The sequence below is a fragment of the Bacillus sp. NPDC077027 genome (genome assembly GCF_050269555.1).
GTDB lineage: Bacteria > Bacillota > Bacilli > Bacillales > Bacillaceae > Bacillus.
Genome location: NZ_JBNNIO010000001.1, coordinates 631530 through 644649, shown reverse-complemented (window position 1 = coordinate 644649; position 13120 = coordinate 631530). Strand labels below are relative to the sequence as shown.

Annotated in this window: 13 protein-coding genes; 3 read left to right on the top strand and 10 right to left on the bottom strand. The window is 38.8% G+C overall.

What is annotated here, in order from left to right:
- Nucleotides 1–225: 225 nt before the first annotated feature.
- A complete protein-coding gene (gene zwf / locus ACQKEZ_RS03510; protein WP_427299318.1) occupies nucleotides 226–1695 on the top strand; it encodes a glucose-6-phosphate dehydrogenase in 1470 nt (489 codons plus the stop codon).
- Between the two features lie 65 nt (nucleotides 1696–1760).
- Here the strand turns inward: zwf and ACQKEZ_RS03505 are convergent, their stop codons facing one another.
- The 10 genes from ACQKEZ_RS03505 to ACQKEZ_RS03460 all read right to left on the bottom strand — a co-directional run bounded on the left by ACQKEZ_RS03505 (nucleotide 1761) and on the right by ACQKEZ_RS03460 (nucleotide 11775).
- Complete coding sequence (locus tag ACQKEZ_RS03505) at nucleotides 1761–2756, bottom strand: acetylxylan esterase (RefSeq protein WP_427298840.1); 996 nt, start codon at nucleotides 2754–2756, stop codon at nucleotides 1761–1763.
- Between the two features lie 117 nt (nucleotides 2757–2873).
- Complete coding sequence (locus ACQKEZ_RS03500) at nucleotides 2874–3596, bottom strand: GntR family transcriptional regulator (RefSeq protein ID WP_427298838.1); 723 nt, start codon at nucleotides 3594–3596, stop codon at nucleotides 2874–2876.
- A 223-nt stretch (nucleotides 3597–3819) separates the two neighbouring features.
- Nucleotides 3820–3969 (bottom strand): ROK family protein, encoded by a 150-nt coding sequence (locus tag ACQKEZ_RS03495; RefSeq protein WP_427299317.1) that lies wholly within the window; start codon nucleotides 3967–3969, stop codon nucleotides 3820–3822.
- Nucleotides 3970–4165: 196 nt separating this feature from the next.
- A complete protein-coding gene (locus ACQKEZ_RS03490; protein WP_427298836.1) occupies nucleotides 4166–5572 on the bottom strand; it encodes a glycoside hydrolase family 1 protein in 1407 nt (468 codons plus the stop codon).
- The gene (gene celB, locus ACQKEZ_RS03485) at nucleotides 5556–6902 is read right to left on the bottom strand and encodes a PTS cellobiose transporter subunit IIC (protein ID WP_427298834.1); all 1347 of its coding nucleotides are present in this window, start codon (nucleotides 6900–6902) and stop codon (nucleotides 5556–5558) included. The genes ACQKEZ_RS03490 and celB overlap by 17 nt, the downstream gene beginning before the upstream one ends.
- A gap of 25 nt (nucleotides 6903–6927) precedes the next feature.
- Nucleotides 6928–7260 carry a PTS lactose/cellobiose transporter subunit IIA gene (locus ACQKEZ_RS03480; RefSeq protein ID WP_427298832.1) on the bottom strand — a complete coding sequence of 111 codons (333 nt, stop codon included), beginning with the start codon at nucleotides 7258–7260 and terminating at the stop codon, nucleotides 6928–6930.
- Nucleotides 7260–7571 carry a PTS sugar transporter subunit IIB gene (locus ACQKEZ_RS03475; RefSeq protein WP_427298830.1) on the bottom strand — a complete coding sequence of 104 codons (312 nt, stop codon included), beginning with the start codon at nucleotides 7569–7571 and terminating at the stop codon, nucleotides 7260–7262. Before ACQKEZ_RS03475 ends, ACQKEZ_RS03480 begins: the two co-directional genes overlap by 1 nt.
- Nucleotides 7572–7867: 296 nt before the next feature.
- Nucleotides 7868–9277 carry an NADP-dependent phosphogluconate dehydrogenase gene (gndA, locus tag ACQKEZ_RS03470; protein WP_427298828.1) on the bottom strand — a complete coding sequence of 470 codons (1410 nt, stop codon included), beginning with the start codon at nucleotides 9275–9277 and terminating at the stop codon, nucleotides 7868–7870.
- Nucleotides 9278–9375: 98 nt separating this feature from the next.
- Nucleotides 9376–10620, bottom strand: coding sequence for a DNA polymerase IV (locus tag ACQKEZ_RS03465; protein WP_427298826.1), 1245 nt, complete (start codon nucleotides 10618–10620; stop codon nucleotides 9376–9378).
- Between the two features lie 162 nt (nucleotides 10621–10782).
- Nucleotides 10783–11775 (bottom strand): carbon-nitrogen hydrolase family protein, encoded by a 993-nt coding sequence (locus ACQKEZ_RS03460; protein WP_427298824.1) that lies wholly within the window; start codon nucleotides 11773–11775, stop codon nucleotides 10783–10785.
- A gap of 185 nt (nucleotides 11776–11960) precedes the next feature.
- Between ACQKEZ_RS03460 and ACQKEZ_RS03455 the strand changes: the two genes are divergently transcribed.
- Nucleotides 11961–12242: a hypothetical protein gene (locus ACQKEZ_RS03455; protein ID WP_427298822.1), complete on the top strand. Its 282-nt coding sequence runs from the start codon at nucleotides 11961–11963 to the stop codon at nucleotides 12240–12242.
- Between the two features lie 27 nt (nucleotides 12243–12269).
- Nucleotides 12270–13088 (top strand): membrane protein insertase YidC, encoded by an 819-nt coding sequence (locus tag ACQKEZ_RS03450; protein ID WP_427298820.1) that lies wholly within the window; start codon nucleotides 12270–12272, stop codon nucleotides 13086–13088.
- The last annotated feature ends 32 nt before the right edge of the window (nucleotides 13089–13120 follow it).

Here is a 13120-nt window from a genome sequence, read left to right as displayed (position 1 = left end):
ATCCTCCTACCGTACGTATACAAAATCCTCATTTATATAGAATACATGAAGAATAGCCAAAAGTGAATTCACCCTATTTTTTAAAAAGAATGTAGTTTGCTTAGAAAAAGTCGAATCAAATGTTTGCTTTACGAACAATGAACCATTAAAATAAAGAAAATGTACATACATTCTTTCGATTTTTACTACTATGCTACGATATAAAGTGAGGTACTTTTCGTGAATATAGAAACTATCCAACCTAAAGCAGTAATTGTCATTTTTGGCGCAACAGGGGATCTTGCAAAGCGTAAACTATATCCTTCTATACATAGACTTTACAACAGCGGAAAACTTGGCGATCAATTTGCAGTTGTCGGAGTCGGTAGACGTCCTTGGTCTAATGAAGATTTAAGAAAAGTCGTAAAAGAATCTGTATCACCAGATGATCATGAAGCGAAAACAGATGAATTCATTTCACACTTCTACTACCATGATTTTGATGTCGCAAGTCCAGCTTCTTACCAAGCATTAAATACGCTTCTTGTGGATCTTGAGGGAACATACAATATTCCAAACAATCGGATGTTCTATCTTGCAATGGCGCCAGAGTTTTTCGGTACGATTGCGAAATTCCTGAAAAGTGAAGGCGTATCTGAAACAACTGGTTGGTCAAGACTTGTCATTGAAAAACCATTTGGTCACGATCTTCCAAGTGCAAAGACATTAAATGAGGAGATTCGCAGTGCGTTCTCAGAGGAACAAATCTATCGAATTGATCATTATCTCGGAAAACAAATGGTTCAAAATATCGAAGTCATCCGCTTTGCCAATGCCATATTTGAACCACTTTGGACAAACCGTTATATTTCTAACATTCAGATCACTTCAAGTGAATCGTTAGGTGTTGAAGACAGAGCGAGGTATTATGAAAATTCGGGTGCACTCCGTGATATGGTCCAAAACCATATGCTTCAAATGGTTGCGCTTCTTGCAATGGAGCCGCCAATTAAGCTAAACACAGAAGAGATTCGCAGTGAAAAACGCAAAGTCCTTCGTGCACTTCGTCCCATTTCAAAAGAAGAAATCGATCAATATTTCGTCCGTGGTCAATATGAATCAGGTTCAATGGCTGGTAAAATGGTTCCTTCTTATCTTGAGGAACAAAATGTCGATCCAAACTCAAATACTGAAACATTTGTTGCAGGAAAGCTTTTGATTGATAACTTTAGATGGGCAGGCGTACCGTTTTACATTCGTACTGGAAAACGTCTTGAAAAGAAATCCACCCAAATCATTGTCCAATTTAAAGATATTCCAATGAATCTTTACTATGGAAATGGAAATGCCATGCATCCGAACTTACTTGTGATCCACATTCAACCAGATGAAGGGATCACCCTTCATTTAAATGCACGTAAGCTAGATGGCGGCACATATGCCCAGCCAATTAGATTGGATTATCAAACGAACTACAACGATATCATGAATACACCAGAAGCTTATGAAAAGCTGATTCATGATTGCCTGCTTGGAGATGCTACAAACTTCGCGCATTGGGATGAAGTCGCTCTCTCATGGAACTTCGTAGATCCGATTTCAACACACTGGTCAGAAAACAAAACCCTTTCACCAAACTATCCTGCTGGTTCAATGGGACCAAAAATGGCTGATCAGCTACTTGAAAAAGACGGCTATCACTGGTGGAATATTTAAAGAACATGAACAAAAGCACCTAATGACGCCTGCGTCAAGGTGCTTTTGTTTATTCTGTCAAGATCCTATTCTCTTTTCAAATGGATACCTTCATTCAGCAGCTCAGCGAAAAAAAGATAGGCTTGATCAGATAGTTGCGGAAGATGCTCATGTCCGTACTCGTGGTAAACAAGCAACTCTTTCGATGATTGTATCTTGTTATAGACTGCAAATTGTGTAGACGGTGGACAAATTGGGTCTTCTAGTGTAGTGACAAACAGAACATCAGCTTTGATTCGGCGAGCGACATGCTGAATATCTATGTAGCCAAGTCTAGTGAAATATTCTGCCTCTTTCTCATGAAAAGGATCAAAACGTCTAAAAAAATAATGAAGTTCTTCATATGCCGATTGCTTCACATCTAATGAGAATGCCCGTCTATAGTCGGCTAAAAATGGATAAACAGGTAGAACCTTTGCAATAGACGGCTCAAGCGCTGCACAAGCCACAGCCAATGCTCCACCCTGCGAAGCACCAAACGCCCCTAATTTTGTTTCATCGACCCATGCAAACGAAGCCAAAATTCGTGCAGTCCGCACTGTATCTAAAAAGACATGTCTGTAATAGAGCTTATTAGGATCTTCTTCCTCTAATCCACGAATAATGTGTCCTCTTAGTGTTGTTCCCTTCACTTGCAGATTGTCTTCTGATTTTCCGCCCTGTCCTCTACAATCCATTGCAAGCACAGTAAAACCTTCTGCTGCGTAGGAAACTTTATCAAACCAATCTCCACTTGAACCATGATAGCCATGAAACATAGCGATACCAGGCGATTTCTTTCCTTTAGGAAGATTTTTTGGCTTGAGCAACTGACAATAAACTAGCGCACCACCAACACCTTCAAAATAAAGATCATAACATTCTACATGCTTTGTTTGAAAGGAGGCTGGCTTCATCTCGTAGTTCAGTGGCATTTGATTAAGTTTTTTTACATTTTCATCCCAAAAATCATCAAAATCAACTGGTTTTTCATTTAAGCCTTTATACTGTTTTAATTCAGGTAACGATAAATCAAACTTCATTTAAACGCTCCACTCCTTTGCCCTTCATTTGTCTGTTTAAAATGAATGTATATGATACTTTCAGCCATATATACGTGAGCAATTGAAACGAACGCCCTCTGCTACTTCGTCAAAAATTCAAAGACCTGATTTTGTTATTTCAACTGTTGAGAACACAAACTTATCATAGCGGTGTCTACTAAAAGAATATTCAAATGGTCTGCCTGTATTTAAATAAGCCACTTGTTCTACTTCTAACACCGGGTCACTGACCGCGCATCCTAAGTATATCTGGTCGAGCCCATCCGACTTAGCAGCCCTTATTTTCTTATGGGCTCCGGCAATTTTTAACTTGAGTGTATTTGATATATAATCATAAACAGAGCCTTGCAAAACTCTCTCATCAATATCTGAGATAACATTGATTGGCATAAAGGTTTTCTCTAATACATATGGCTCATCTTCGACAAGACGAAGACGAATAATATCGTATACTGGCACACTTTGATCTATTGATAAATGTGCCGCTACTTCTTCTTTTGGAAAACGAACATCAAAACGAATGATTTGGCTTGATACCTTCTTGTCTGCAAGTACCTTTGTTAGCCCTTTGTTTTCCTGACCAGACACATTCACTGCATCGTGATTCAAGACGGTTTTGACAATGAATGTACCGTGACCTCTTTTCCGAAATAAAAGCCCTTCAGCAACAAGAATGTCTAATGCACGCTTCATCGTCATACGACTGCACTTAAATTCAGCGGCAAGCGAGTTTTCATCGGGAATTGGTTGATTTTCAGGATAGTATTGGTTTAATATTCTTTTTCTAACTTCTTCAGAAATAAGTTCATACTTTTTCATCTCACACCACCAACTGACATGTTTTATTCCGCACGTCCTTCTTTTTCTAAAAATGAACCTTACTTGCATCCGCATAGATCCACCTCTGTGATATCAGGCGTTTGTTTTCGAATCCGCTTCATTCTGTCTCGGAGAACACCCTTTCACACACTAATTCCACCACCATTGAATAGTTTCTCTGGGGCAAGTGCATGAGCAATGTGACTAAATGAATATTCATTGATTACCTCATGAAGCTGTTCATGGTAAGAAAATGTTGACAAGCCTTTGCATGTCCCTTCCACTTCTCAGCTAGTGTGGCACAATTGACATCATTCTCTAATTCTACACGAAGCCCGAGATGCTTAAAAGCTTCCTTCACATTTTGATGCATCAAGTTGGTCAGCCCCAGCAAAATGAACATATCGTGATTCTATATCTAGGCGCCTGAGACACTTCATGCAATCCTTCAATTTCTGTATAACTAAACACAATCTCATCAATCACCTGAAACGTTTTCCCCATCCCTCTTCTATGATGACATAAGAAAAATACTTGCTCTTCGTAAGAAGAAGAGCAAGTATAGACAATTAAAACCCGTTTGACTTTGAAACTTGTTTAAACCAATGACCGCTCTTTTTGATGGTTCTTTTTCCATTTTCACTAAGATTGACAGAAACAAAGCCATATCGGTTTTTATAAGCATTCGTCCAAGACCAATTATCCATAAATGTCCATAAATGATAGCCTTTCACTTGACTTCCCTCTTGAATCGCTCGATGAACCCACTTTAAATGGTCTGAAATAAATTCAATTCGGTAATCGTCATGAATGACTCCTTCTTCATCCATAAAACGTTCTTCACCTTCTACACCCATACCATTTTCAGAAATAAAGCATTCAATATTTCCATAGTCGGTTTGAACCTTCTTTAAAATATCGTAGATGCCTTTCTCATATATTTCCCAACCGCGATATACATTCATTTTTCGACCTGGCATCTCAAAATTATCGAAATAATGATCAGGCATAAATGGTGTGTTTGGATGTGGAAGATGTTCCTTTGCTTTCACCCTTCTAGGTTGATAATAATTGATCCCTAATAAATCGACAGTGTTTTCTTTGATGAGATCTAAATCACCATCTTCTATTTCTGGCATATATCCTTCCTTATTTAAGATATCAATAAGTTTTTGCGGAAATTCTCCATTCACAGCAGGGTCTAAGAATGATCGGTTAAAGAAAACATCTGCAATCTCAGCAGCTTCTAAATCTTGTGGATGTTGACTTCTTGGATAGGACGGAGTCAAATTTAAAATGATGCCGATCTGTCCCTCCTGCTTTAACTGTCTATAGGCCTTGATTGCCATTGCATTTGAAAGAATTTCATGAAAGCCTACCTGGACAGCCTTTTGAAAATCAACCTCATTTGGATAGTGAAAGCTATACAGATAACCGCCTTCTACTGGCACAATAGGTTCATTATGTGTAAACCACTTTTTCACTCGATCTCCAAACAATTTGAAACAGGTGTTGGCATATACGACGTAATCTTCGACAACCTGTCTGTTCGTCCATCCACCGATTTCTTGTAGTTTCATCGGCATATCAAAGTGATATAGATTCACAAACGGTTCAATGTCGTGTGCAAGCAGTTCATTAATTACATCATTGTAGAACTGAACAGCCTGCTCATTGACCGCTCCTCTCCCCTCTGGTATTAGCCTTGACCAAGAGATTGATAATCTAAAAGAATTGTGACCAATTTCTTTCATTAAACGAATATCTTCTTTATATTTTTGATAAAATTGGGACGTTTCTCCAGGGCCTACGCCATGAAAAAAGCGAGTTGGTTCTTGTTCAAACCAATAGTCCCAAATATTTCTCCCTTTTCCATCACCAGGAATCATCCCTTCCGTTTGTGTGGCAGATGCAGAAGATCCCCACCAGAATTCATCTGGGAATTGGTAGTTTATGTTGCTAGTTTCCGTCGACATTGATTGAATCTCCTTCTCCTTGAATTTTGGCAGACTTTTTCTTTTCTGCTCCTGCTACTTTTTCATTTTTCACGTACATTCTGTCAATAAATTTGAGGAATGGGAACCAGATGACAAAGACAATCATCAAGTTGAAGAGCTGCAAGAGTCCACCTGCTAGCGAGTTGGTCGCCATAATACCACTTATAAAGATCGGTACTGTCCATGGGATGTTAACACCGGTAGGCGGTGGTACTATTCCTGCTGCCATCGCAAAATAAGAAACACATGTGACGATCATCGGCGCTAATATCCATGGGATTAGAATTAATGGGTTCATCACAATCGGCAAACCGAAAATAATCGGCTCATTGACGTTAAATAGACCTGGACCAAGTCCTAACTTTGCTACTTGCTTTAACTGCTTACTGCGAAGAAATAGTAAGATCGCAAATACAACAGCGAGTGTCATTCCAGTACCACCCATTCCAACAGTGTATACTTCAATGAACTGCTTACTAATAATATTTGGCACCTCTCCTGTCTTTGTATAGCTTTCAAGGTTTTGAATGGAGAGGGTGTTCCAAATCGGGTCCATGACAGAGTTGATAATGATTTGTCCGTGTAACCCAAAGAACCAAAGAATCTGGATAAAGAAGACGGCAACGAGCGTTGGAATAATGCCGCTCCCAAGTCCTACAAGTGGCGCTTGAATTGCATTGTATATCAAATCATGCATATTTGTGTTAAACACTTGTGTGATCAAGATATTGATTAGCAAAAAGGTCGTCAGTGTTAATGTTGCAGGAATAAGTGCTGCAAAGGATTTAGAAACAGCAGGTGGCACGCCAGCTGGCATACTGATGACAAATTTTCGCTTTACGAAATATTTATATATTTCAGCTGATGTGAAGGCAGTAATCATCCCGAGAAACATTCCTTTTGCACCTAAACGATCAACTGGAATCACGCCAGCAATTGCTTGCCCTCCTTCTTGTTCCAGTAAAAATGGCGTCAGTAATAAAAATGATGCAAGTGCAATGACACCGCCAAATACAGCTTCTACCTCATAGCTTTTTGATAAATAATAACCGATCCCAAAGACAACAAAAACCGTCATAATGCTTATCGTTGCACTTGGCGCAATACTAAGTGCCGATTGAAATGTCTCAAGTGCAGACTGACTCATGATTTTATTTAAGAATGGCAAATTCATCAATACAACCATAATTGAACCAAAGATGGTCAGTGGAAATGCGAGCATAAATGCATCACGCAGCACACCAAGATAGCGATTGTTATTTAATTTACCAGCAATCGGAATTAAAATTGCACTTATTTTATCAAACATTGGTTTCCCCCCTTGTTTACACCCTTTATTGTTTCATTGCTTGAAAAATCAGTAAAAGCTCTCCCACAAGCTCTTTCATCGTCATTGTTGACATTAAGTGATCCTCAGCATGCATGAGCAGTAAAGAAAAAGCTGTTTTTTCTCCGCCCGCTTCCTTCTGAATCATCTGAAAATGAATCCCATGCGCAAGACTTAAATCATCTTCTGCTTGCTTAAACAGTTCAAATGCTTCTTCCGTTTGATGCTCCCTGAATACCTTGAGTGATTGAATGATCTTACTTCTTGCATTTCCACTATGCAAAATCAGTTGAAAGCTTATCTGTTCATCTGTCAACTCTTGAAGCGCTTTCTTTTCCATCAAGATTCCCCCATCAATTGAACCGCTTGTTCATATGCCTTTTGACCATCGGCAAGTCCATAAGCCTGCATATTAATCACATCTACTTGAATGCCATATTTTTGTGCTTCTTTTTGAAGTTCCCCTTTTAAAAAGCTCATTTGTGGCCCAATGAGAACAACATCTGCATTCGCCATATCCTTACGTGCTTGATCCTGACCTACTGCCCAAATCTCAGCTTCTTCCCCTATTGATTCTGCATGTGCTTTCATTTTCGTCACTAGCAAACTAGTAGACATCCCTGAACTACAAGCCAACAAAATACGTTTCATTTCTCTCACCTCTAAAATATTTAATTAAGCGCTTTCAAATAATATTATATACGTTTGGTTTTAAATGTCTAGACATTTAATTATAAATGTATGTATTTTTAAATAAAGAAACAGCGATTTTTTAATATTTACGCTGCTTTTATCACATGATTTATTCTTTTTCAGCTTGAAAACAAGGTTTCCATTCTATATTTATTTTAGCCAATGATTTCACAGACAAAAAGTATGTTAAATGACCATAAAATATCACAAACAAAAAAACCTTACAGGAGGTAAGGTTTTTTAGGGTTTACTGTTTATTTCATCCATTCTGTATGGAAGACGCCTTCTTTGTCAGTACGTTCATACGTATGTGCACCGAAGTAGTCACGTTGTGCTTGGATAAGGTTAGCTGGAAGTACAGCTGTACGATAGCTATCAAAGTATGCAAGGGCACTTGAGAAAGATGGTACTGGTACACCTTGTTCAATCGCTAGAGCGATCACTTTACGAAGTGATGATTGATAGCTTTCCACAATATCTTTGAAATATGGATCAAGCAATAAGTTTTTAAGCTCAGGATTTCGATCATAAGCTTCTTTGATCTGTTGCAGGAATGCTGCACGAATGATACATCCGCCACGGAAGATCATTGCAATTTCACCATATTTTAAATCCCAGTTGTACTCTTCAGACGCTGCTTTCATTTGGGCAAAGCCTTGTGCATATGAGCAAATTTTACTCATAAACAATGCTTTTCTCACAGCTTCGATTAATACTTGTTTTTCCTCAGTTGATTGTTTTAATTCCGGCCCTTTAATGAGTTTGCTTGCTTCTACACGCTCATCCTTCATTGCAGAAATAAAACGAGCAAACACAGACTCAGTAATGATTGGCAGTGGGACGCCTAAATCAAGTGAACTTTGGCTTGTCCATTTACCTGTTCCTTTTTGACCTGCTTTATCTAAAATGACATCAACTAGTGGTTGATTTGTCTCTTCATCCATTTTTGTGAAGATATCTGCAGTGATTTCGATTAAGTAACTATCAAGCTCACCTTTATTCCATTCTGAAAAGACTTCATGAAGCTCCTCAGCAGAAAGTCCTACAACGTGCTTCAAAATAAAGTAAGACTCAGAAATAAGCTGCATATCCCCATATTCAATGCCGTTGTGAACCATTTTTACATAGTGTCCAGCACCATCTGGTCCGATATATGTTGTACAAGACTCGCCATCCACTTTCGCAGAGATGGCTTCTAAGATCGGCTTCACAAGCTCGTGCGCCTCTTTTTGACCACCAGGCATGATAGATGGTCCTTTTAGTGCACCTTCTTCTCCACCAGATACACCAGTTCCGATGAAATGGATACCACTTTCGGCAAGCTCCTGGTTTCTTCTTTGTGTATCCTTGTAATATGTATTTCCACCATCAATTAAAATATCGCCCTTTTCTAAATGAGGGAGAAGTGATTGAATGGTTGCATCTGTTGCAGCACCAGCTTTTACCATAAGAAGAATTTTACGCGGTGTTTCAAGTGACTGTACGAATTCTTCAATGCTGTATGCCCCGACAACATTCTTTCCTTTTGACTCTTGAAGAAACTCCTCTGTTTTGCTGCTAGATCTGTTAAAAACGGAAACGGAAAAACCGCGACTTTCAATATTTAGGGCAAGGTTTTTACCCATGACGGCTAATCCAATGACACCGATTTGTTGTTTTGACATATTTCTGACGTCCCTTCTAACACGCTTTATTAATTACTGCTGAAATGATGTACACTCTGAAATTACCACAACATCCCCTCTTTTATCAAGTTTTCAGGCTAGTCATTTTCCTTTTTCGTTTGAAAAAAATCCTTATTAAAGCTTGTTCCGCTAGTTTTACTTTCCTTTTCCTTGACTGGAATACCACGCTGAATAATAGATTTACCGTACTTTTCTTTTAATCCGTCTAAAAGGGATTGGATTGGCTCTTCTTTCGCATCTTCGATATAAGAAAACAAATCCAACTGTTTGACCGCTTCTTTTTTTTCAACAAGGTCTGCTCCAGTAATACCAAGCAATCTCACAGGCTTTTCATTCCAGTGCTTTAAAAATAATTGCTTCGCCTGCTCATATATCTCTTCTTTTTGATCGGTCGGATTCGTTAGCATCATACTTCTCGTGATGTTTTTCCAATCGGCGTAGCGAATCATCATCAATAATCGGTTTGCCACGACTTCTTTTCTTCTCAATCTAATGCTGACAGATTGAGCAAGCTTGTCAAGCAGTGCTGTTAGTTCTTGTTCATCATCAGAGTCGTGAGGAAGTGTTGAAGAGTTGCCCACCGATTTAAATTCGTATATACGATCTGGATCTACCTGGCTATGATGCTCACCGTTTGCCTTATGTTTTAGCCTTGGCCCATTTATACCCAAAAGCTCTTTCAGCTCAAACTCATTTGCCTTTGCTAAATCTTCAATGGTTTGTATGTCGATTGTCTGAAGCTTTTCTGCTGTTTTTTTGCCGACTCCGTGCATGTCTCCTGCTGGGAGCGGCCATAGCATGTTCGGCACATCCCGCTTTCGTAAAATGGTGATTCCCATAGGTTTTTTCCAATTAGAAGCCATTTTGGCTAAAAATTTATTTGGCGCAATGCCTATACTTGACGGAAGCATCAGTTCTTCAACAAGACGAGACTGAATTTCCTCTGCTGTCTTAACAGCATTCATTGCATAGGGCGTAGATGTTATATCCATATAGCCTTCATCAATTGAGACTGGTTCGACTAAATCAGTATATTGTCTTAATAACGCAAACATCTCTTGTGATGAGCTGCGATACCGATCAAAGTTTGGTGTTCTTACAATCAGGTTTGGACAAAGTCGCTTTGCTTCCCAAAGCGGCATAGGCGGTTTAACCCCCAATGCTCTTGCTTCATAGCTGCAAGTCACAACAATTCCTTTTCGCTCTTTGGCATTTCCACTAATCGCTACTGGTTTTCCCCGTAATGAGGGATCATAAGCCATTTCGACATTGGCATAAAAGGCATTCATGTCTATATGAAAGATAATATTTGACATTGGCATCACCTCATTTCCGTGTCTAAGTATGTCATACACTCATTCTTTTTGTTTGCTCCAAATGAATCAACCATTTACACATAACCTTCTATGCTCCATTATACCTTTATTTGACTCACCTTTCCTCAAAAAGCCTCCTCTATAAAAGAGAAGGCTCCTCAAATCTATTTATACTTTTTCCTCAAGGACTCCAAATTGATATTGAATATCCTCGTATGTCAGCACTTCATTTTTACTCGGATGTATGTTTTTAACAACTGGTGTAGGCTGTTGATTAAAATTCATGCTCAAACTTTGATTTGAATAGTGACCAGCCGGATCAATATAATATTTGAAATCAATGACTCTCTCCACATCAATATCAGCATAAGCAATTCCTTCAGTTTCTGGAGGAATCATGTCGCTGATCGGTTCTCCATCTGGACCATAAATGCATGTATGCCCACTTTTAAATGTATCAAAGTAATCTCTTTGCTCCTGTGATAAGCAGATCATTTCTTTCATTTCCTCAGTATATATAGATGATGTCATCAGAACAAATGTCTGTGTAGCGATGGCATAATATCTGCTTGAGATTTCATCATCAAAATAGCCTGGCCAGGATGCGACATGCACCTGCTCATTTTGGGCGTTCATTGCCAAAAGATCTAGTGGCACTTGATGCTCCCAGCACATCAATCCACCAAGATTGCCAATTTCTGTTTTGAAAACTGGCATCATACTTCCGCTTCCATCACCCCAAATCAGCCTTTCAGCTACAGAAGCTCTCATTTTTCGATGCTTCCCTATTAAATCTCCATTTGGGTTAAACCAAAGCTGAGCTAAATAGAGAGAGCCACCATCTTTTTCACTACATGATATACAAACGTAAGTTTCGTTTCTTTTCGCTGCCTCACTTATTTTCTGAATCGCTAAGCTAGGAATTTCAACTGCATTTTTGTACAGTTCATGATAAAACTTTCTTGTATATTCTGGATGACCAATAAAAGCGAACCAAGGATAACCTGGCAGAAAGGCTTCTGGAAATGCCACAAGCTTTGCTCCATTTGAGGCTGCCTCACCAATGAGTTTGCATGATTTCTCGACCGTTGCTTCCAAATTTAAATAGATGGGTGCTGCTTGTACCGCAGCTGCTCGAAACTTAGGGTAAATACTTGTCATATTTAAAACCTCCATTTCTTTTCCTCTATTCCATTATAAGTAAATAAATGTTAAGTTTGGATGAATATTCCTATCAATAAAACAAATGCTATCAATATGGGTGATTGAGGTGAAGATATATGGTCCCAATAGACATTTCATATTGTGTATAGTACACTGTGGGTAATGAAATGGATGTGATATTCATGATTCTCGACACGTTCAATGAGCTATTTTTCCTTGTTGAATTTTTCACGATTATTCTACCAGCGCTTACGGCAATCGGTATTGCATTTTTATTAAAAGATTGCCGTATAAAAGAGCATTGGGATGCAAATCGCCTAAATGAAACGAACGCGTCTACACTTAATCGAACTGACTTTCTGTTTATTATATATGACCGCATTACAACTTGGATTAGTAAGATCATTCGAATGAAAAGATCATCAAATGATGACGAAGACCATTCGTTCCTTCTTTCACATTAGACTTTCTATTTTGAAGGAGGAAACGAATTGAAACGTTTATTTACTACATGTTTTACGTTGTTTATGTTGATGATGGTCCATCCTGCTTTAGCAGCAAGTGGACAATCTAGTACGAGTTCGGATGGATTTTTCCATCATTATTTTGTTCAGCCTTTCTCAGAGCTGATCATTTGGCTTGCGAATTTTTTTCACGAGGATTATGGATTATCCATTATGTTTGTGACACTGATCGTGCGTATTCTTATATTCCCTTTATTCGCCAATCAATTTAAGAAGCAAAAAGTGATGCAGGAAAAGATGGCACTGATCAAACCAAAAATTGACCAAATTCAAAGTAAAATGAAAAAAATCAAAGAGCCTGAAAAACAAAAAGAATTACAACTTGAAATGATGCAAGTATATAAAGAGAACAATGTCAATCCGCTTGCGATGGGCTGCCTGCCAATGCTGATCCAAATACCGATTGTCCTTGGTTTCTATTCAGCCATTCGCTCGACACCTGAGATTGCCACCCATTCTTTTTTATGGTTTAACCTTGGTCAAGCAGATTTGCTGGTCGCCATTTGTGCATGCGCTATGTATTTTCTGCAATTCTATGTCACGCAAAGATTCGCCCAACAAACAGGTGGGCAATCAGAAGCCGCATTGAAACAAGCAAAAATCATGGGAATGATTTTTCCAGTGATGATGTTATTTCTCTCTATTAATGCACCTGCGGCACTTCCTTTATACTGGATGACAAGTGGATTTTTACTCACAATTCAAACGATCATTTTAAATGTGATGTACCAAAAGGCTAAAGTAAAACAGACAGCAAGTGAGCAATCAGAAGCCGCTACTGATTAAAAAAATCCCCCTGATGATATCGTCAGGGGGAT

What these genes read in the sequence shown, in the direction of transcription:
- ACQKEZ_RS03505 (WP_427298840.1), bottom strand. Translation starts at nt 2,756, where the DNA reads ATGAAGTTTGATTTATCGTTACCTGAATTAAAACAGTATAAAGGCTTA.
- ACQKEZ_RS03500 (WP_427298838.1), bottom strand. Translation starts at nt 3,596, where the DNA reads ATGAAAAAGTATGAACTTATTTCTGAAGAAGTTAGAAAAAGAATATTA.
- ACQKEZ_RS03495 (WP_427299317.1), bottom strand. Translation starts at nt 3,969, where the DNA reads ATGCATCAAAATGTGAAGGAAGCTTTTAAGCATCTCGGGCTTCGTGTA.
- ACQKEZ_RS03490 (WP_427298836.1), bottom strand. Translation starts at nt 5,572, where the DNA reads ATGTCGACGGAAACTAGCAACATAAACTACCAATTCCCAGATGAATTC.
- celB (WP_427298834.1), bottom strand. Translation starts at nt 6,902, where the DNA reads ATGTTTGATAAAATAAGTGCAATTTTAATTCCGATTGCTGGTAAATTA.
- ACQKEZ_RS03480 (WP_427298832.1), bottom strand. Translation starts at nt 7,260, where the DNA reads ATGGAAAAGAAAGCGCTTCAAGAGTTGACAGATGAACAGATAAGCTTT.
- ACQKEZ_RS03475 (WP_427298830.1), bottom strand. Translation starts at nt 7,571, where the DNA reads ATGAAACGTATTTTGTTGGCTTGTAGTTCAGGGATGTCTACTAGTTTG.
- gndA (WP_427298828.1), bottom strand. Translation starts at nt 9,277, where the DNA reads ATGTCAAAACAACAAATCGGTGTCATTGGATTAGCCGTCATGGGTAAA.
- ACQKEZ_RS03465 (WP_427298826.1), bottom strand. Translation starts at nt 10,620, where the DNA reads ATGCCAATGTCAAATATTATCTTTCATATAGACATGAATGCCTTTTAT.
- ACQKEZ_RS03460 (WP_427298824.1), bottom strand. Translation starts at nt 11,775, where the DNA reads ATGACAAGTATTTACCCTAAGTTTCGAGCAGCTGCGGTACAAGCAGCA.
- ACQKEZ_RS03455 (WP_427298822.1), top strand. Translation starts at nt 11,961, where the DNA reads ATGATTCTCGACACGTTCAATGAGCTATTTTTCCTTGTTGAATTTTTC.